The 19,928-nt window shown below is 49.7% G+C and carries 16 protein-coding genes; 7 read left to right on the top strand and 9 right to left on the bottom strand.

Translation table 11 applies throughout. From position 1 onward, the window contains the following. The first annotated feature begins 133 nt into the window (after positions 1-133). The 4 genes from QN379_RS04655 (at position 134) to QN379_RS04640 (ending at position 4,841) form a co-directional block, all read left to right on the top strand. Positions 134-1,099: a LysR family transcriptional regulator gene (locus QN379_RS04655; RefSeq protein WP_323506129.1), complete on the top strand. Its 966-nt coding sequence runs from the start codon at positions 134-136 to the stop codon at positions 1,097-1,099. Between the two features lie 411 nt (positions 1,100-1,510). Next, positions 1,511-2,770: a serine hydrolase gene (locus QN379_RS04650; protein ID WP_323506128.1), complete on the top strand. Its 1,260-nt coding sequence runs from the start codon at positions 1,511-1,513 to the stop codon at positions 2,768-2,770. 603 nt (positions 2,771-3,373) lie between these two features. Next, positions 3,374-4,432, top strand: coding sequence for a class I SAM-dependent methyltransferase (locus QN379_RS04645; protein ID WP_323506127.1), 1,059 nt, complete (start codon positions 3,374-3,376; stop codon positions 4,430-4,432). Positions 4,433-4,619: 187 nt separating this feature from the next. Then, a complete protein-coding gene (locus QN379_RS04640) occupies positions 4,620-4,841 on the top strand; it encodes a DUF1059 domain-containing protein (RefSeq protein ID WP_323506126.1) in 222 nt (73 codons plus the stop codon). A 435-nt stretch (positions 4,842-5,276) separates the two neighbouring features. On the opposite strand, the gene QN379_RS04635 is transcribed toward QN379_RS04640, so the two are convergent. From QN379_RS04635 to QN379_RS04610, 6 genes are all read right to left on the bottom strand, one after another. Continuing rightward, positions 5,277-7,445, bottom strand: coding sequence for a xanthine dehydrogenase family protein molybdopterin-binding subunit (locus QN379_RS04635; protein ID WP_322240295.1), 2,169 nt, complete (start codon positions 7,443-7,445; stop codon positions 5,277-5,279). 144 nt (positions 7,446-7,589) lie between these two features. Then, entirely contained in the window at positions 7,590-8,048 is a 459-nt protein-coding gene (locus QN379_RS04630) for a (2Fe-2S)-binding protein (RefSeq protein WP_322234028.1), read from the bottom strand. 782 nt (positions 8,049-8,830) lie between these two features. After that, positions 8,831-9,553: a GntR family transcriptional regulator gene (locus QN379_RS04625; protein ID WP_323506125.1), complete on the bottom strand. Its 723-nt coding sequence runs from the start codon at positions 9,551-9,553 to the stop codon at positions 8,831-8,833. 414 nt (positions 9,554-9,967) lie between these two features. Continuing rightward, positions 9,968-11,053 carry a BMP family ABC transporter substrate-binding protein gene (locus QN379_RS04620; protein WP_322234033.1) on the bottom strand — a complete coding sequence of 362 codons (1,086 nt, stop codon included), beginning with the start codon at positions 11,051-11,053 and terminating at the stop codon, positions 9,968-9,970. 147 nt (positions 11,054-11,200) lie between these two features. Further along, entirely contained in the window at positions 11,201-12,037 is an 837-nt protein-coding gene (locus QN379_RS04615; protein WP_322234036.1) for an outer envelope protein, read from the bottom strand. Between the two features lie 212 nt (positions 12,038-12,249). Continuing rightward, positions 12,250-12,552: a hypothetical protein gene (locus QN379_RS04610; RefSeq protein ID WP_322234039.1), complete on the bottom strand. Its 303-nt coding sequence runs from the start codon at positions 12,550-12,552 to the stop codon at positions 12,250-12,252. Positions 12,553-12,728: 176 nt separating this feature from the next. Here QN379_RS04610 and QN379_RS04605 point away from each other — a divergent pair, with 176 nt between their 5' ends. Genes QN379_RS04605 through QN379_RS04595 form a run of 3 tightly spaced genes read left to right on the top strand, consistent with a single transcriptional unit; the run spans position 12,729 to position 16,343 of the window. Beyond that, complete coding sequence (locus QN379_RS04605) at positions 12,729-14,330, top strand: ABC transporter ATP-binding protein (RefSeq protein ID WP_323506124.1); 1,602 nt, start codon at positions 12,729-12,731, stop codon at positions 14,328-14,330. Positions 14,331-14,355: 25 nt separating this feature from the next. Then, positions 14,356-15,417 (top strand): ABC transporter permease, encoded by a 1,062-nt coding sequence (locus tag QN379_RS04600; protein ID WP_322240297.1) that lies wholly within the window; start codon positions 14,356-14,358, stop codon positions 15,415-15,417. Beyond that, complete coding sequence (locus QN379_RS04595; protein WP_322234046.1) at positions 15,414-16,343, top strand: ABC transporter permease; 930 nt, start codon at positions 15,414-15,416, stop codon at positions 16,341-16,343. The genes QN379_RS04600 and QN379_RS04595 overlap by 4 nt, the downstream gene beginning before the upstream one ends. Positions 16,344-16,480: 137 nt before the next feature. On the opposite strand, the gene QN379_RS04590 is transcribed toward QN379_RS04595, so the two are convergent. The 3 genes from QN379_RS04590 to QN379_RS04580 form a co-directional block, all read right to left on the bottom strand. Next, the gene (locus QN379_RS04590) at positions 16,481-18,421 is read right to left on the bottom strand and encodes a hypothetical protein (protein ID WP_323506123.1); all 1,941 of its coding nucleotides are present in this window, start codon (positions 18,419-18,421) and stop codon (positions 16,481-16,483) included. 534 nt (positions 18,422-18,955) lie between these two features. Then, on the bottom strand, positions 18,956-19,345 hold the full coding sequence (locus tag QN379_RS04585) for a hypothetical protein (protein WP_323506122.1): 390 nt from the start codon (positions 19,343-19,345) through the stop codon (positions 18,956-18,958). Positions 19,346-19,632: 287 nt separating this feature from the next. Further along, a partial coding sequence (locus QN379_RS04580; RefSeq protein WP_323506121.1) for a hypothetical protein occupies positions 19,633-19,928 on the bottom strand: 296 nt, incomplete at its 5' end.

Below are 19,928 nucleotides of genomic sequence, written 5' to 3'. Positions count from 1 at the left end.
ATGGCATAAGCAGGATGGCATTAGAGTGACATGAGAGCGACACAAGAGTGACATAAGCGACACAGAGCGTTAGCAATGTAACAAATAATTAGCCATCAACATTATGTCGGTGTCGGCAGCGGAGACAACTTAGTTGGAAATCAGGCAAATCAAATATTTCCTCGCCGTGGTCGACAGTGGCAGCGTCTCGCGTGCAGCCCGACGCTTGTTCGTGGCGCAATCCGCCCTTAGCAAACAAATCTCGGATCTGGAAATCGACCTCGACGTCAAATTGTTGCATCGCAGTCGCAGTGGCGTGTTTCCGACCGAAAGCGGCAAGGTGTTCTACGAATACGGACAAGCTATTCTGAAACAGATAGGAGATGCCCGTGAAGCTGTCCATTTTTCGAGCGAAGCAATCGTCGGTAATGTCGTCATGGGTGTACCGCAAAGTGTCTCGGCAGCGCTGGCGTTACCGCTGATTAACGCGGTGCAGGCGCATTTACCCAACGTGTCCCTGCATATTAATGAGGAACTAACCGGCAATCTGCTGGAACAACTGTGGCAAGGGCGCGTTGATCTGGCTGTCTTTACGTCTAACATCCAGTTGCAGGGCTTTTCTTTCTCACCGATCGCGCAAGAGGATTTTTATCTGGTCAAGCCCGCCAAAGGCCCGAAGTCCACAACATGCGAAGAAGGTGACGTGTCACTGCAAGAAGCGCTTTCCGGGCAATTGATGCTGTCGGGCTTGCAACACAGCCACTGTATCCGCAGCATCATCGAAGAAACGGCGGTCAGACTAGACATGCAAATGCCGTCCTTGTTTGCCGAAATCAACTCGGTGCACATTCTGAAAATCGCAGTTGAAGCCGGTCAGGGCAATACCATCATGCCGCTGGCACTAGTGCAGCAAGAAGTAACGCAGGGAAGACTGAAAGCCAAACGTATCGATCCGACCCAAATCTCGCGCACCTTGGGAATTTGTACCTCGAACAACATTCCTGCGACTAATGCGAAACGGGCAGTCGCGCAATTAATTGCACGCCTGGTGGGGGAGCTGAGCGCGAGTGGGAAGTGGCCATCGCTGCGGATGAGCAATCTGAAGGATGGCGCACTTTAGTATCTATCCCGCACGAACTCGTTCAGCACTGAAGTCGAGCGCGTTGCCAATATACTGGCAGTCACAGTCCCTGCATTGTCAAATATATACTGAAGATCCTATCTTCTACTTCATAAGTCGTTTTACGCGTTATTGATGAACGTTCTCGATGCACTTCAGTGAGAAGCCAATCCCCTCAAAAATTGAGAAGAGATAGCCGATGGCGGCGTGGCTGAGATTTGGCAAGGAATGGAATAGGAATGCCAAAACAGTAACGGCCTTTTGCTTACCGTTCCAATTACTTAAATCGCTCGAGTTATTGGTCTTTCTTGAAGAATTTTCGCTGTATTCTCACCAACCCCAAAAAGTGTAACGCCCAAATTGTATCAGGCGTTTTTATCAACATTTTTTGCAACCATTCGAGAAGTTTAAGTGAACAAAATTAATATCAAATTACTCCTATTTTCAGTCGCGCTATTGATGGGCACAACTGCCTATTCCATGACTAAAGCCCCTGAAATTCAAGCACCCATAAGTGAAAAACAACTGCCAGTTAAGTGGAAGACCAAAACAATTTCCAATCTTTCTGATCATATTTCTGAGTTAAAGACGTCAGACAAAAAACTATCACTGGAAAATATTACCTACGTTTCTGAAGGTAAGTCACTCACCGTCACCGATACGCTAACTGATACAGCGACACTTGGTTTGCTCGTGCTCAAGCAAGATCAGGTATTGCATGAGGAGTATTTCGGAAATAGCACCCAGAAAACGCTCTTCCCATCCTACTCGATCAATAAATCGATCACGTCTGCGATGGTTGGTATTGCCTTGCATGATGGCACTATCCGATCGATTGACGATAGCGTGGCACAATACGCGCCCGTATTAGCCTCTTCGAGTTACAAAGACGTCTCGTTGCGCCATTTGCTACAAATGTCGAGCGGGATAAAATTTAACGAAGGCTATGGCTTTGACGCAGACTATAAATGGATGATCACTTATCTTGGATGGCCTCCTAATACGCTGGATGGCTACATCGCAGGACGTGGACATATTGAAAATTTTGTGCCTGGCACATACTGGCATTACATCGGTATGGATCCTGCGGCATTGGCAACCGTGCTACGCGGTGCGACGGGTATGTCGATGAGTGACTACATGCAAGAAAAATTGTGGACACCAGCGGGCATGGAAAGTATCGCCACATTAGAAACTGACCGTCATGGTCTTGAGATGGGTTTTTGCTGTACCAACATGACGCTACGCGACTTCGCCCGCTTCGGAAAAATTTACGCAAATCAAGGAAAAATTGGCGGTGTACAAATTGTGCCTGCGGCTTGGGTGAAAGAATCAACAACCCCTACTGACTATCGCTGCGGAAAATATGAGGATAAGGCGATCACTCCTGACGAGCCATGCTTAACCGCCGAAGGCGGTCGTGCCAACCCCGCGCAGGACAAAAGTGCCGATTCACCTAATACCATCATCGGTTACGGCTATATGTGGTGGGTGCCAAAAGATGGGAAAGAGGACTTTATAGCGGTCGGATTAAAGGGCCAATTTATCTATGTCGACCCAAAGAAAAATCTGGTGATCGCCAAAGTTAGTAATGATCTGAACCTCGATAAAAAAGGATACACAGATCAGATGCTGGCGATGTTTCGCGCCATTGGCGAAAAGGTTGAATAATATTTTCCAGACGTAGAATGCCAAATCCGCTGGATTGCTGCAGCTTTGGTTTATAAGGCTGCAGCAGATTTGGTCCCGCCTCTCTTCACTCTGCACTCTCAACTAGCGCAAAAAATCAGAAATAGTGGAAAGTGCAAATTCTGCGACCTGCCTGACGCGGCCTGTTTTATCTTTCTTTCCGTTGTATCTGCAATCGGATTCAGTTCTGTAGCCGCTGGCGTCAACTACAGTGCTTTAGACGTCGATTGATTCACAATTGGCAGCGCCCGCAGACGCTTTTCCATCGCATTAACATTACATTGACGGCCTCTGATACTAACTTCTTTATACGCGGTTGACCGATACCAGCCGTTTTCTGGCTAATGCCACAATGCACACATCTGCATAGAAATCTCGATGGCGTGGGCACTTATCTTAGATCGCTGTCAGCTGAACCATTACCTATAAATAAAATAAATAAACGCCTGATTTCGGCGTTGACAAACACAACTTTGATTCCTAAAATTTAATAGTACTGCGCCAGTTGGGCGTAGTTTACCCACACCAACTCTGCACTTGCGCGGCGACCAAATTATATTTTGACTGATAATGAGGAGGCGCATCATGGCAGTCGATCAAGAACGACTTCAGACTTTTATGGGGCGCATGGTGGGCGAGTTCGGCGCCGTCGCATCAGCGGCGCTGATATTGCTCGGTGACAAACTTGGTTTGTACCAGGCAATGGCAGGGCGCGGTCCCATGACTTCCTCCGAGCTTGCCACGCGCACCGGCATGACCGAGCGCTATCTGCGCGAATGGTTATCAGCACAGGCCGCAGCCGGGTTCGTTGAGTACCAATCATCTAGCCAAACGTATGAACTACCCGCTGAACAGGCACTCTGTTTCGCTGACGAGACCAGCCCTGTCTTCATTCCTGGGTTCTTTCAGGTTTGCGAATCTATGTTTAATGATTTACCGTTAATCGAAGAAGCCTTTCGGACAGGTAAAGGCGTAGGCTGGCATCAGCATAGTCATGCACTTTTCCACGGAACCGAACGTTTTTTCCGTCCCGGTTATGCAGCCAATCTGATCAGTACATGGATACCGGCGCTGGACGGCGTGGATGCAAAACTAAAAGCCGGTGCATCAGTTGCAGATGTCGGTTGTGGGCATGGCTCCTCAACGATATTGATGGCGCAAGCTTATCCCCAATCCACCTTTGTCGGCTTTGATTACCATGAGCCATCCATTCAGTATGCCCGTCGCGCTGCAGAAAAAGCCGAGGTTACCGATAGAGTCAGATTTGAAGTAGCTGCCGCAAAAGATTTTCCTGGGCGCGACTACGAACTGGTGACTTTTTTCGATTGTTTGCACGACATGGGAGATCCAATCGGTGCCGCCGAGCACGTCCGTCAATCACTCAAACCGGATGGCACATGGATGATTGTGGAACCGTTTGCGAATGATAGAACAGAAGATAATCTTAATCCGGTCGGGCGCATTTTCTACGCTGCATCGACTTTGATTTGCACGCCCGCATCGCTATCGCAGGACGGTCAAATGGGTCTCGGTGCGCAAGCCGGAGAAAAGCGCTTAAAAGACGTTGTCGTCAAAGGTGGATTCCGTCATTTCCGTCGTGCCACCGAGACGCCGTTCAACTTAATATTGGAAGCGAGGCCCTGAGAAGCTATCCGTGATCTAAAACCTCATCCAACTAAGCATCACGCACATTGTCAGCAGATAGTTCAGTGTTAAATCGTGACCACTCGGACCGTTTTGCACTCGGATTCTGGCAGGCAATTGCGGTGGGGCCGTAAGTGCTGTAGTCGAGCGCGATGCGGCTATTTGACCCTCGTTAAAGGAGTTCACCATGACACGTAAATACATCGATTGCCGCGAATATCCAAGCGACTCAAACTGCTCGGTAGCGATGTCGGCGGACAATGATAAAGAACTGTTAGAAGCAGCGGTCCAGCATGCCGTCAGCGTGCATGGTCATGAGGATTCGCCTGAGTTACGGGGCCAGATTAGCCAGTTATTTAAGGAGGGCACGCCTCCGTTAGAAATTCGAAAAGATGCAGTGGCCGGTTAAAGGGTGCTGATTCAAGGATTCAATATAAACTAGCGGCGACTAGCGGGTTGCGCGGTTGTTTTACAACACTGGACTATCAGGGTGTTTATTAAAGATTGTAAATGAGGTAAATGCAAACCAAATCACATTCACCATCAAGGTTAGTGCTGGTGCGGTTGTCTTTGAATTTGACTTACCCCGACATTGGCGCTGACAATGTCGGGGTAAGTCAAAAACAAATTCAAATATAACCGCAACCGCCTTTAAAGTTTATGTAATTCAGTTTGTATGAACGTCATCAAAAAAACTTATATGCAAACAGGCACGAAAGACTGGTAATGCATGAATCGGCAGCATCGCCACCGACTCAATCTTCCTTATTACCTGACAATCACATTCCCAGATAATTCTACTTTTGCACATCAGCCGTCAAGATAAATCATTACCTCAAGATGATCAAGCCTTTGTCAATTGATCCGCGATTGGTAACGTCCGCAGACGTTTTCCCATGGCATTGAAGATTGCATTGACGACCGCTGGCGCTACCGGCGGCACACCCGGTTCACCGACACCGCTTGGCTTTTCAGTTGAACCCACAATAAACACCTCAATTTTAGGCATCTCATTGATGCGTAAAACCTGATAGTTGTGGAAATTGGATTGCTCAACCACCCCGTCCTTGAGTGTGATCGCGCCATGCAAGGCAGCGGCCAGACCAAAGCCGATACCACCTTCTATCTGCGCCTTGATGACGTCGGGATTCACTGCAACACCGCAATCGACCGCGCAAATAATACGATCAACCTTGAAAGTTCCATCTGCCTTAACGGTGATTTCGGCGACTTGAGCGACGAATGTATTGAAGGATTCGTGCACCGCCAATCCACGACCGCGACGCTCACCTTTTGCGCCCGGAGCTAATGGTTTTGACCATCCGGCCTGACGCGCCGCCAATTGCAACACGCCGCTGTGACGCGGGTGTTTGGCTAACATCGCCAGTCGAAACGCCAGTGGATCTTTACCGGCAGCAACGGCTGCTTCATCCATCAGGCCTTCTGATGAAAAAGCACTGTGCGTGTGACCGACTGAACGGAACCATTGTATCGGAACGCCAACATCCGTCGGCGTATATAGCTCAACCTGAAGATTCGGCACATCATAAGGCAGATCCGCTTGCCCTTCGACTGAGGTCGGATCAATACCGTCTTTGATCACACCCGCAAACGCAGAACCTTCCATGATTGATTGACCGGCCATTCTTACATGCCATGCCGACAAGCGCCCTTGCGCGTCCAGCGCCAGCCGTGCACGGTGCACATTGATCGGTCGGTAATAACCACCACGCGTATCGTCTTCTCGCATCCAGACCATTTTGACCGGTCCTTTGACGCCTTGCGCGCGTGCCGACTTGGCGATGGAGACTGCTTCCACTACATAGTCGCTATGCGGATTGGCGCGTCGACCAAAACTGCCGCCTGCATATAGCTGATTGATCTTGATCTTGTCGGCTGGCATGTTCAAAAACTTGGCAACTGAACCCTGATCGATGGTCTGAAATTGTTCGCCGTTCCATATCTCGCAAGTGCTTTCACCAAGCTGTACCAGACAGTTCAGCGGTTCCATGGCGGCATGCGCAAGAAACGGCACTGCGTAGTCCGCTTCGATCAGGGTCGCTGGCTTGACCAATGCGGCGTCAACGTCGCCAACTTTGCGCGCAACGAGACCCGGTTTTTCCAATGCAGCACGATACTGCGTCAGAATTTCGGGCGAACCTTTTTTATAAGCGTGAGTTTCATCCCACTCTACTTCGAGCGCATCGCGTCCCTGGCGGGCGGCCCAGGTATTGGTTGCCAGCACTGCGACACCGGCAAAGCTGCGCGCCGTGCCTGCAAACTGGACCACCTCGACCACACCGGGAATGGCCTTGGCCTTGGTTGCATTGACGCTTTTAACCGTCGCTCCAAAGCGGACCGGATGCAATGGTACCGCCACCAACATGCCGGGCAACTTGATATCCTGCGTAAACATTGCGGTGCCATTGGTCTTGGCAAAGCTATCAAGGCGCGGCAATTTGGCGTTGCCGACTAACTTGAATTCCTTCGGCGCTTTCAATTTGACGTCGGTTGGGACCGGCTGTGTCGCCGCCGCTGCCGCTAATTCTCCAAAACCGGCTTTGCGACCAGATGCGGCATGATGCACCACGCTCTTGCTGACGGTAATACTGGCTGGCGCGACTTTCCATTTGGCCGCCGCTGCTGACACCAGCATTGCACGCGCTGTCGCGCCGGCCTTACGCATTTGCTCGTAGGAGTTGGCGATCGAACTACTGCCGCCAGTACCCTGAATACCCCATCCCAGATTCTGATAAAGCTTGACGTCAGCTGGTGCGCCTTCGACGTGGACTTTGCTCCAGTCTGCGTCCAGTTCTTCCGCAATCAGACTTGCCAAACCGGTATAAATACCTTGTCCCATTTCCAGATGTTTAGCCAGAATGGTGATGCTGCCATCGTTGCCGATCTGCACAAAGGCATTCGGTTCGAACGCAGCGGTGGTTCCCTGTGTGCCGGTGGCAGCCATCAAAGAACCTAAATGCAAGCCCAATACCAGACCGCCGGAGGCTTGCATGAAGCGTCGACGGCTGACACCGCGACTAAGACCTCGACTAACATTAGTGATGGCAAAATCATCGTTACTCTGGGCGTCGGGCGATGCCAGTTGGAGGGAAGCTGACTGAAAAGCGCGATCAATAGATTTCATCCTGGTCTCCTGTTATGCCAGCGTTTTAGCGGCTTCGTGGATGGCGGCGCGAATGCGGACGTAGGTAGCGCAACGACAAATATTGCCGCTCATGGCCTGATCAATATCCGTATCCGTTGGTTGTTTGTTCTTACTCAGCAATGAAACCGCAGACATGATCTGACCGGACTGACAGTAACCACATTGCACCACGTCAAGCTTGCGCCACGCTGCTTGTACCGCCTGACCGACGTGACCGATGTCAACGCCTTCGATGGTGGTGATTTTTTTTCCTGCTACCGCAGAGATCGGGGTCACGCAAGAACGGATCGCTGCGCCGTCAAGATGAACAGTGCAAGCGCCGCACAATGACATCCCGCAACCGAATTTGGTACCAGTGAGGTTGACAACATCGCGCAACGCCCATAGCAAGGGCATGTCGGCAGGCGCGTCGATTTGCGTATCCTTGCCGTTAATATTTATGCTGATCATGACTCTTTTTTCCTTGAAAAATAAGGACTTATGAAAAATCGCCCTAGCGGCGTTGCGCTTTCCTAGCGGTACTCGGTGCCGTCTTCGATCGGCACGCCTTGCCGGGATGGTTTTCCATAAGTCCTTGAATTAAATATATTTAATTGAATATAGTTAGTGGCGGCGAAGCTCCTATTTTGCCATTACGTAACGTGTTAATACACCCAACCCCAACGCGCTTGAGCGTCGACGACGATTACGGTTTACCATTTTTAAAAACTCAAAGCACCGCTATATTCAGTGAGACATAAAGCTTTTATCCACGCAGAATCCCGGGCGCAATCCCGAGATTTCTTTAGAACTTGGTTTGTTGATTAAGCGAATGCCGTTATCAATCTGCGGACAAAGGCATTCTCAGGCCATCATTTGCCTGAATTCCAGACTGATAGCCATTCTTAAGAGGTATTAAAGGGATCGGCTCCAGATTCGGTTTGCCGATAAATTTGATGGAGTGATAAAGTTTCTTTTCATCAATAAGATGAGATTACTATAAATTCACGAACTTGATTTAAATCTGCCAATTGTATGATTTGTTGCCATCAAAATTGGATCAGTAAATCTGGCCTTTTCGATTTACCCGAAAATAAATCCGAATTTGAAAATCCGAGACTTTCGCGAAACAGCAATAAGTCTGACTAACTGAATAACGCAACACCAATACTGTTGCAGTATTCGGATGATTCAGCGCAGGGAAATCGACCATCAAACAGATATTGCCGCTTAAATCAACTACTGATACCCACTTACAGAGGCTTTCCCAGTGCTGCCCGCAAATCGAAATTGGTAGATTGTTCCGGTTGTACGCGCTCTTCGCAACTATGCAAATGGTGGGCCATTTGCGCTTGTGCCAGTGCTGCATCGCCATTCTCCAACGCAACCAGTACGCTTTCGTGTTCGTCAAAAGAACAGGCATTTTGCCCCGGCGCTTCGACCTTAGCGATTAGCAATGTCGTGCGCGAGACCAGTTTACGCAGCACCTCTACCAGCATAGCGTTATCGGTGATCTCGGCCAATTCCAGATGAAATTGCGCCGACAGCCGAATCCAGCGCGGGCGATCACCGCTCAGATAGGCGGCCCGCTCATCGTCAACGCACTTTCGCAGCGCCGCCAATTGCTTCGGGGTCGCGCTCCGGGCGACCTTTTCCAGTGTTGCGTGTTCAATGATATTGCGTAACTCAAACATGTCTTTTGCTTCTGCGCTGGTCGGACTGGCGATGAAGGCTCCACGATTAGCCTCCAATTCGACGAGTCCTTCAGTCTCCAGACGGATCAGTACTTTGCGCACAGTATGACGCGCCGTATCGTAAATCTGGCACAAGACCTGCTCGGTCAGTTTGGTGCGAGGCGGCAACCGATGTTCCATGATGGCGTCATACACATCGTGGTAAATACGCTCTTCGGCATTGGCCTGCGGTTTAGCGGCGGCGGCACTTGCCAGGCGCAAGGGTTTGACTGGTTTATTCATATTTATCGCGTTGGAAACAGCCATATCGAAAGCGTTTGTCGATGACAACCATTTAAAAATTCAATAATCCTGTGTTTGACCGTGATCGAATTAATTTGTTTTGATTAAAAAATGAAAAATGTGTGATTGAACTCCATCGACTCTATGTCTAATCGCAATGACACAAAGAAGTGTTTATGTTCATTCTTAATAATATATTTTGATTCAATCGCCTTAAATTGGCGACAACAATGTTCTTATTTCCCTTAAAAAAGTTAAATACAGGAAATAAATAAGTGACGATATTACCCTACATTTTGGAGAGGCATCGGCACACTAGTAATGCGGAAAAATAAGTGCTTAACATGATCAAAAAATCAGCATGCTCTTAGCCCATTAAGATGCCAAGAGCATACAATTGAGCAATGCCAATATTTACTTAGGTAAAGAACCTTCTACACCGTCAACCAGCCAGTTGATACTCATCAACTCACCCATCGGCAATACAGCGCCAGCGGCTACTTTTACAGCACCGGTATTATCTTTAAGCGGTCCCGCAAAAGGTACCAATTTTCCATCCACGATATCTTTTTTCTTGTCGTTGAATAGTTTCGATACATCCGCAGGAACAGACGCATTCAATGGCGACAAAACGACCAGATTTTCTTTAATTCCCCACAACGTTTGCTCTGGTTTCCACGTTCCGGCCAGCTCGCGCTTGACTTCCTGAATGTAATACACGCCCCAGTTTTCGGTATTGGCGGTCAGGTGGGCTTTCGGGCCGTATTTAGCCATATCAGTATCCCAACCAAATGCATGCACACCCTTCTCTTCGGCAACCTGCACAACAGCTGGCGAGTCGGTATTTTGTGCCAGCATGTCCGCACCTTGGGCTACCAATGTTTCTGCAGCTTGACGCTCTTTGCCCGGGTCATACCAGGTATTTACCCAGACAACCTTGGTCTTGATCTTAGGATTGACGCTCTTTGCACCCAATGTATAAGCGTTGATATTGCGCACTACTTCCGGGACCGGGAACGAACCAACGAAACCCAATGTATTGGTCTTCGTCATTTTTCCGGCGATCATGCCTAACAGATAAGCGCCTTCATAGAAACGAGTCTGATACGTGCCGACATTGGCTGCCGTTTTGTAACCGGTCGCATGCATGAAATGGACCTTCGGGAAGGATTTTGCTACCTTCATCGTTGGGTCCATGTAGCCAAAAGAGGTCGTAAAGATCATCTGATTACCGTCAACCGCCAATTGGCGAATCACGCGCTCAGCATCTGCCGTTTCTGGCACGTTTTCGACGAAAGTCGTCTTGATTTTATTACCGAATTCTTTTTCTAAAGCGCGACGCCCCTGATCGTGCTGGAATGTCCAGCCACCATCACCGACTGGGCCAAGATACACAAAAGCCACTTTCAGCGGCTCAGCAGCGTGCGCAACCGGAAGCACACCCAAAACCAAACCGGTAGCTGCCGCAATGGCCGCTAATGTAGAGCGTAATCGAAACATCTTGAACTCCTTTACGTGGATGCAATTTTCCGCAATGTAACTTGCAGAAAATCGAAAAAAAATTGCACAGGCAGACTTAAAAATCTATCGCAGGACCAATTCTCAGGATCGCAGAAACGTATTTATAGAATACGTTTCTGCACTTATTTAGAAATGGTATTCGACACGCACCATCGGTGTTTTTGCTAAAGAGCCGCGTACGTTGGCTGGGTTGCCGAATTTATTGCGCCAGTATTGATATTCCAAACCCGCGCGTAGTGTGTTTTTACCCATTCCCAAAGGTGTGCCGAGGTCATACATGACTTGGGCGTCGATGTTTAATTCTGGCGCCGTGCCGCCACCAAATTCATTGGTACCCTTGGCCGCGATGTAGTTCATATAACCTTCAAATGCAAATCCAGTTGAAGCAATAGGAATTCCCCATGCTGCGCTCAACATGGGATGCAAATCGTAGGTATAACGGCTGGTGATGCCAACTGGTTGATTACTTTCCTGAATCAACAGCAAACTGATGCTCAGAAAACCCGGTACGTCCATCATCAGCGTAGGTCCCAAGACCAACATACGTTTTTTGGAAGCATAGCCAGGATCATTTTTGGTATTCCAGTCAAAACCGGCAGTCACGCCAAGACCACGAACCGGACCGAAGGACAGGTTTTTGTTAAAGACTTTGCCCATATCAAGCGTGTTGCGATAGACGATATAGGCTTCTTGTGCGTTGGCATCCTTGCTATTGGATTGCAGCAAATCGACGTTGAAATAGTTGGTGCCGTATTTATAACCGCTTGCGTGGGTCAGATTGATGATGTTCTTCGAAATGCCATTGCCGACGTATGGCTCAGCAAATTGCGTACCGTAACGATACCCAATTGACGTATCGCTCCACTCCGCTGCATTGACTTGCTGAACACTTGCCAGCGCCGCTGCGACCGTTAATGCATTGACCGCCAACTTGCCCATTTTCATTGCTGCTTGCTTTGCCATTTTTTTTCCAAGATTATTAATAATACAAAAAAGGAATTAAGGAGCCCCGTTTCTCCCTATTACGATGATTATGTAAAACTTGCTGTAAATAAATAATAACTATGCATAAATTCGTTTGATTTATTCACAGCAATTCTCATGCCAATTGTTGACAATTACTAGTCACTGGTGAAAATAATTAATATTCTTATTTATGTAAAAACTTATGACGACTATCGGTGCAGCGCATCAATAATTTGCATTAAATTGGCGCTCTTAGAATCATAAATGCACTGTTGCGGTGCAGAAAGGGGGAATAAAAAATTTGTTTTAGCTGAAATATTTACGCAAAATTTAAAATTATTGCATCCAATCAATGATGTTTTTTGTCGACAAAATATTTTTAAAGATGCCAGATCGATCGCATCGTGCTCTAGGAAAGCACATAATCCGTTACCAATTATTGCCAGAAATGGTTTGTGTCCGATGGTTGCGCCCCAACCAGTCGCATCGTGCATTCTCAGCAGAACTGGCACAACAATTGCATTTCCTTCTTATTACGAATCGCTATTTAATTTTCGCTTTTAAATGTAAAACGTTTGAAATTTAGATTTTTTTATCTACCGTTTTCGATCTATCATTTTCAATTTAATTGTTTTTAATTTATCTTTTTTTAATCTATCGCTTTTCAATCTATATTACGGACGCTTCCATGGACCTCCTGCCGATTTATTCTGATCTGCCGCCGCGCCTTGTCTTAAACGGCATTACCAAGCGATATCCGACGGTGGTCGCCAACGACGACATCAGCCTGAGCGTAAGACCTGGCGAGATTCACGCCTTGCTTGGCGAGAATGGCGCAGGAAAAAGCACGCTCATGAAAATCGTCTACGGCGTCACCAAGCCGGACGCGGGCAGTATTCTGTGGGAAGGTCGCTATCTGGACATCGCCAGTCCTTCTCAGGCGCGACGTCTGGGCATCGGCATGGTATTCCAGCATTTTTCATTGTTCGAAACCCTGACCGTCGCTGAAAATATTGCGCTGGCACTGGATGCGCAAATGCCGCCAGCAAAATTAGCTGCGCGGATTACCGAAGTCTCGGAAAAGTACGGCCTGCCCATCGATCCACATCGACTGGTACACAGCATGTCGGTGGGAGAGCGCCAGCGCGTAGAAATCGTGCGCTGCCTTTTGCAAGAGCCGAAGCTTCTGATCATGGACGAACCAACCTCGGTACTGACACCGCAAGCGGTAGTCGTCTTATTTGCCACCCTGCGACAATTGGCAGCGGAAGGCTGTAGCATTCTATACATCAGCCATAAACTCGACGAGATTCGCGCCTTGTGTGACACCGCCACCGTCCTGCGCGGTGGACGCGTCAGCGGCACCGCCATCCCCAAGAACGAAACCAACGATAGTTTGGCGCGCATGATGATTGGCGGCGAACTGGCTGAGTGTCACCTGACACCGCAAGCCACCGGCGAAGTCCGGCTCGCGCTGGATAAGCTATCGCTTACCACCATCGATCCGTTTGGCACCACGCTGAAAAATATCAGTCTGGCGGTCAAAAGCGGTGAAATCCTCGGCATTGCGGGCGTATCGGGCAACGGTCAAAAAGAATTACTGGCTGCCCTCTCTGGCGAAAACCTGAGCCCGCACGGTCCGATGATCACACTGATGGGTGAACAGGTCGGCCAACTTAACCCGGCCCAGCGGCGTCGACTCGGTCTGACATTTGTACCGGAAGAACGACTCGGACGTGGTGCAGTCCCGGCCATGAGTCTGGCAGAAAACGCGCTGCTGACCGGCGCTCGCCATGGCATGGTAAGCAAAGGTCTAATGCGACATACGGCAATCCGGCAGTTTGCCAAAGACGTGATTACCCGCTTCGGCGTCAAATGCGGCGGTGAACAATCGGCAGCATCAAGCCTCTCCGGTGGTAATCTGCAAAAGTTCATCGTCGGACGTGAAACCATGCTAAACCCAAAAATGATGATCGTCGCGCAACCGACATGGGGCGTCGATGTCGGCGCCGCGCAGTTGATTCGGCAAGCCCTGATCGATCTGCGCCTGCAAGGCGTGGCGTTGCTCGTCATCTCAGAAGAACTGGAAGAACTATTCACCATCAGCGACCGTATTTGCGTACTGGCCGCAGGTCGGTTGTCGCCAGCGGTACGATTGGCTGACACCAACATCGAACAAATCGGCAACTGGATGAGCGGCCAATTTGACGAAATGCCGTCTCACTCTGCTGATGCGAACACGTCTTCACCCTTACCGAACAAACAGGAGAGCCATCTTGCTCAAACTTGAACGCCGTGCGGCCCCGTCGCCGATCATGCGGGTCGCCTCACCTCTGATAGCGGCGGTGGCGATGCTCTTGACCGGTATCGTCATCTTCACGATACTTGGCAAAGACCCGCAACAAGCGTTTTACGTCTTTTTCATTAAACCGTTGGCCACCCTATATGGCGTCGGTGAGTTACTGCTCAAAGCCACACCTTTATTATTGTGTGCTCTTGGTCTCGCTTTAGGTTTCCGTGCCAATGTCTGGAACATCGGTGCCGAAGGTCAACTGACGATGGGCGCGATAGCCGGTGGTGGCGTTGCACTGTGGCTGGGCGACAGCACCTCCATGTGGGGATTGCCGCTGATGTTTGTGGCTGGCGCACTTGGCGGTATGGCATGGGCCGCGATCCCGGCGTTCCTGCGCAATCGGTTTAATACCAGTGAAATTCTGGTCACACTGATGTTGGTCTATATTGCGCAATTGCTGTTGTCGTATCTGGTGCACGGTCCATGGCGCGACCCTCAAGGTTTTAATTTTCCGCAATCCAAATCATTTAGCGACGCCCATCTGGTTCCGCTGCTGATCGAAGGTGCGCGTACCAATTGGGGTTTTATCCTTGGACTAGTGCTAGCCCTCGCATCGTGGTTATTTTCCAGTAAAACCTTTGCCGGATTTCGCATGCAAGTGGCTGGTCTGGCCCCCGCAGCGGCTGCTTATGCCGGATTTTCGAATAAGCGTAACGTCTGGACCGCGCTACTCATCAGCGGCGCTACCGCCGGACTCGCCGGACTATGTGAAGTGGCTGGACCAATCGGTCAGTTGCAGGCGCAAATCTCACCGGGGTATGGCTTTGCAGCCATCATCGTCGCATGGATCGGGCGTCTGCATCCGGTCGGTATCGTGCTGGGCGCGCTGCTGATGTCGCTGTTATATCTTGGCGGCGAATCGGCACAAATGCAAATGGCGTTGCCATCAGCGATCACCGGCCTGTTTCAGGGTCTGCTGTTGTTTTACTTGCTGGCTGCCGACCTGTTCATTACTTTCAGATTGATCAATATCAAGGTTGCTCGCAAACAAGCCCCGCTCGTCGTCACCAAGGAAGCCGCATGAATCCCGCCAGCCCCATCCTTCCTATCATTACCAGTACCGTGATTGCCGCCACGCCGTTGATTTATGCCGCAATTGGCGAAACCGTCGTCGAAAAAGCAGGCGTTCTTAATCTCGGTATCGAAGGCATGATGCTGGTCGGCGCCGTCGCTGGCTTCGCCGCGGCATTGACGACAGGCAGCGCAACCGCTGGCTTCATCGCCGCCGCCGCAGCGGGCGTCCTACTGTCGCTGATCTTTGCTTTTTTGACGCTGAGTATGCAAGCCAATCAAGTGGCGACCGGACTCGCCTTGACACTATTCGGCATCGGCTTATCGGCTTTCGTCGGTCACGATCTGGCTGGAACCCCGATTCAAGGCCTGAAAGGCATTACTATTCCGCTGCTGTCAGACTTGCCCGTCATCGGTCAGCTCTTGTTCCATTACGACATCATGGTCTACTTGTCGCTGGTACTGTGTGGCGCGGTGTATTGGTTTCTCACCAAAAGTCACGCCGGATTAAAAATGCGCGCCGTCGGTGAATCGCCAGAAGTCGCACACGCCATCGGTCACCCAGTGATCCTGATCCGCTATCTTGCCGTCATGTTCGGCGGTGCAACAGCCGGAATCGCAGGCGCGTATTTATCGATTGTGCAGACCCCGATGTGGGTAGAAGGAATGACCGCAGGCAAAGGCTGGATCGCGTTGGCACTCGTCGTATTCGGCACATGGAAACCTCTCCGCGTCGTGTTCGGAGCCTATCTGTTCGGTGGCGTCACCGTATTACAACTCTACGCACAAGGTTTCGGTTTGGGCGTACCGTCACAAATATTATCGATGCTGCCTTACGTAGCAACAATCGTCGTACTGGTCATCATCTGCCGCGATCCCAAAACTATTTTGTTGAATCAACCGGTGTCGCTTGGACGTAGTTTTCATCCTGATGCTTGAGTGTGGTGATTGAATGTGATGAATCGGTAAAGAGTACAAGATCAATAATGCGATGAGCCAGAAATCGCTTCTTGCACTCGCCGCATTGCAGATCATACAAATGCTGGACCAAAACAGCCGCTGTTTTGGTCCTACCATTACAGGCCAATAATCTGATGCGCAATACGACTGAGTGCATCGTATTCATGTGCGGTCTGACGAACGTGGCCCGCACTGCCCCGAATATCTTCCCCCACGCGATTACCAAGATTATCCAAAGCGTAATTGACGTTGTTGCCGCGACTGTCGGTAGCGCCGATCATCCGATGGGCATCGTCGTATGCGTAAGTAATGGCGTCGCCGCCGGACAGGTTGGCCTTCAGCAATTGTCCCGCGCCGTCGTAATGGTAGTTGATGGATTCCTGAACCCCATCTGTCGTCACGATGCGAGCGCTCAACCAGCCACGCGATGTATAAGATAAGCGCATCGTGCGACCAAGTGATGTCTCTATTTTTCCGATCCGACCATTGGCGTCATAGTGCGACAGCTTTGTTACACGACCATCGGGATCAGTCACAGTAACCAGATTGCCCGCATCGTCGTAACTGTACCGTATGACATCACTGATGCGAATACGCGGACCGGTGGCCGTTAACATTTGGCCGAGCATATTGTAAGTGTAGCGCCACGTAGATTCCTTGCCGATTGACGCGTTAGAGGCCTGCTTGCCAGTGCCAGCGGTCGTAAGTTGCAGCGTTTTTGTCAGGACGTTGCCGACGCTATCGTAGGCAACGGTCGTCGTCCGGTCAGGCTCAACGATACGCGTTGGTAGTCTAAAGATCGGGTGCCATTCAGTCGTTGTCGTACGCGCCAGCGCTGAGCCGGTAGACTCAACTTTGCTCAACTCCAGATTCCGAGTCATATCATAGGTATAGGTTGTTTTGTGGCCGTTTAAATCGGTTTCGCTTGCCAGATTGCCGTTGACGTCGTACTTATAAGCAGTTTCACCCGCTGCGCTACCTGCACCACTAGGCTGTCCAACCCGCCACAGTTTCACGACATTCGCCGCCTTCTGATAATAATAATTGCGTACCGTGCCCACCGGATCGGCAACGATGCCGTGCACTCCCACACCGGGATAGGAAACCTTATACTGATCCACGCCACCGGCAAGCTCGGTACCGATAGCCAGCTCATTGGCCGCGTAATGCATCGTCGCATATCGGACACCGTTCTCATCGGTAATGCCGGTCAAAGCGAAAGGCAGATCTGCACCGGTCGTTTTATCCTGCTCGTTGTACCAATAGATTCGCTTCTTGCCGTCTGGGTAAGTCACTGAGGTAAGATTGTTGGTCGCTTGCCCGTTGACAACAACGGCGCTTTCTTCGTCGTATCCATAGACATATTTTTCACCAGCGGGATCGACCATGGCCACCATCCGCGACAAATGGTCATACATAAAATCAAGATGACGATTAAATGCATCCGTCACGCGTATCAGAAGTCCAGGCTTGGACGCGATATCAATCGGGGTATTTGCATCCGAATAAGTCAGTGTTTGTACTTTCCCGTTGCGGGCCGTGATGGTTTGCAAACGACCGGTCATATCGTAAAGCTCAGTCGTATCGTTTCCAGAGTTATGGACACTATATCCAACGACAGCACCCTCTGCGTTGAGGACCTTGGTCAAAGTATCGTTGATACCTGCCGGTGGACTCAGGTCAGTTTCGGTCCCAAATGCAATTTCTCTGTCATTCCCGCGACGCACTGAAAAATCATTAGCTTTTGTGGATTTAGCATAAGGCAAGCATTGCAGATGGCCGGTGGTTTGACCGATACCAGAAAAACAGGTTGAATCCGGCAAATCGGTTTCAGCGGAAATTGCAGTGTAATCAATACCGGTAAATTGATAGTTATGCGCCCACTTATGCGTATCGCTGCGATAGACTCTTGTCAGGTGCAATTCATTCGTACCGTCTCCCTGATAATCTATCTCAGTCGCTTGCTCCACACCCGATGCGGGGAAAATCGGCTTCCCAACTGCGATCACGGGGCTTTTGGCGTTGCACAGGTTGGAATCGGTAATTATGCTTTCCATTCTAGAAGAACAGCCGACACGCTCCATATTTGGCGAGCTCCATCTCTGCATGGGTTGAACACATTCTACTGTCATTTGATAGCCGGATGTCCAGCTTGCAAACCCATCATTGGAAACGTAGTCAATGCGATGAAAAGTTCGAATTCCGTTAATGCTACTGGGAGAATCACCCACAGGGAATCCTGTTATCACCAATCCAGCGTCCCAACCTTTTTTAATTGCTGCTTGAATTTCTGCTTCACTTTCATAATGCCGATTATCAATGCCGTTCAGCCATCCCGAAACATAAAGATATTTAGGCGCAATATCGCGGGCTTGGGCTCTATGGTAAACAAGCATTGAAGCAATGAACAGGATGATGATCTGCCAAAGTGGTATTTTTTTAATCAAACGCATATTGTATAAAGCTCGCTGGTAAGTTCCCCGTTTTAGGGGGCTGTGGCGGTATAGAGTAGGGCGCTTTTAAACGTGCCTGAAGAAGTTGGAAAGGTCATGATCGTTCTGCAATTTTTGAGAAGAAGTGCTTATCCATATTTACCAAAAATAAGATGGAACGCTGACCTTTTTGCCAAGATCTTTTACTTTCCCATCGCTTCCATTGCTCCCGCCGTGACTCGAAGTATCTTGCTCCCAAACAGAATTATCGCTTGGGCAAAGCCTTCCTGACGATCGTGGAATTCGATCAAATTTTTCGGCTGCGGCGGTCGGATTCTCTGGATAGACGATGGGATCGTCAGGGCCATTTTGATTAAACATCGACCCAACCACATTCCAGCCGACCCAAGCACCAACACCCGCCCCAGCGACACCACCAACCACCGTACCCACCGGTCCAAACGCAGAGCCAACTCCCGCACCGCCAATAGCGCCAGCAACCGGATTTAACCCAAACGGATCGCTATACGAAACCGGGTTCCCACCCACATACTCATAAGTTTTAATCCCACCATGAAGCCCCAACCTGATCGAACTGTAATCAGAATGCTATTTCAGCCTCCGAACCCACGGCGCAGGAAGAAGGGCAAGCAAGACCGTGGCAAAAAGGAAATAGCCTCCATCGTGGGATTCGAAATACCATTTCACCCATATATCTCCGTTGGGGCCAGCAAATAAAAATGTCACAAGAAGAAATACAAGTAAATTAGTGACGACACCAATCGCTCCACACACAGCAACTATGCGAATCCAACGATTTAATTTCAAAACAACACTCATCTCCAGTTAGAGTAACTGCCAAATTCGAATTTCATAGAAGCGCCTCCCCCAAGCCCAAAATTCGGTTGTAAGTTCAATGTCGCGTTCGGTGGAGAGTCAATAAATTCACCGTTGACTTTATCTACAAACGCATTTCCAGAATACCCAGTCCATCCCTTCTTAAAACTAAATGGTCCAGCGTTATATCCTACCGCAGCCTCTCCATATGAACGTGCGATATAACCATTGCCACACGATTGCGCGTGCTTGTCTGGTTTTCCCCCAGGATCAAATTCAAATCCCCCTCCCACGC

The organism is Glaciimonas sp. Gout2, assembly GCF_035018905.1.
In the GTDB taxonomy this organism is placed as follows: Bacteria; Pseudomonadota; Gammaproteobacteria; order Burkholderiales; family Burkholderiaceae_D; genus Glaciimonas.
This window is presented reverse-complemented; position numbering and strand designations above follow the sequence as displayed.

Excerpts from the sequence above, each read along its gene's own strand:
- QN379_RS04645 (WP_323506127.1), top strand. The coding sequence starts at position 3,374 with ATGGCAGTCGATCAAGAACGACTTCAGACTTTTATGGGGCGCATGGTG.
- QN379_RS04640 (WP_323506126.1), top strand. The coding sequence starts at position 4,620 with ATGACACGTAAATACATCGATTGCCGCGAATATCCAAGCGACTCAAAC.
- QN379_RS04635 (WP_322240295.1), bottom strand. The coding sequence starts at position 7,445 with ATGCAAGCCTCCGGCGGTCTGGTATTGGGCTTGCATTTAGGTTCTTTG.
- QN379_RS04630 (WP_322234028.1), bottom strand. The coding sequence starts at position 8,048 with ATGATCAGCATAAATATTAACGGCAAGGATACGCAAATCGACGCGCCT.
- QN379_RS04625 (WP_323506125.1), bottom strand. The coding sequence starts at position 9,553 with ATGAATAAACCAGTCAAACCCTTGCGCCTGGCAAGTGCCGCCGCCGCT.
- QN379_RS04620 (WP_322234033.1), bottom strand. The coding sequence starts at position 11,053 with ATGTTTCGATTACGCTCTACATTAGCGGCCATTGCGGCAGCTACCGGT.
- QN379_RS04615 (WP_322234036.1), bottom strand. The coding sequence starts at position 12,037 with ATGGCAAAGCAAGCAGCAATGAAAATGGGCAAGTTGGCGGTCAATGCA.
- QN379_RS04605 (WP_323506124.1), top strand. The coding sequence starts at position 12,729 with ATGGACCTCCTGCCGATTTATTCTGATCTGCCGCCGCGCCTTGTCTTA.
- QN379_RS04600 (WP_322240297.1), top strand. The coding sequence starts at position 14,356 with ATGCGGGTCGCCTCACCTCTGATAGCGGCGGTGGCGATGCTCTTGACC.
- QN379_RS04595 (WP_322234046.1), top strand. The coding sequence starts at position 15,414 with ATGAATCCCGCCAGCCCCATCCTTCCTATCATTACCAGTACCGTGATT.
- QN379_RS04590 (WP_323506123.1), bottom strand. The coding sequence starts at position 18,421 with ATGGAAAGCATAATTACCGATTCCAACCTGTGCAACGCCAAAAGCCCC.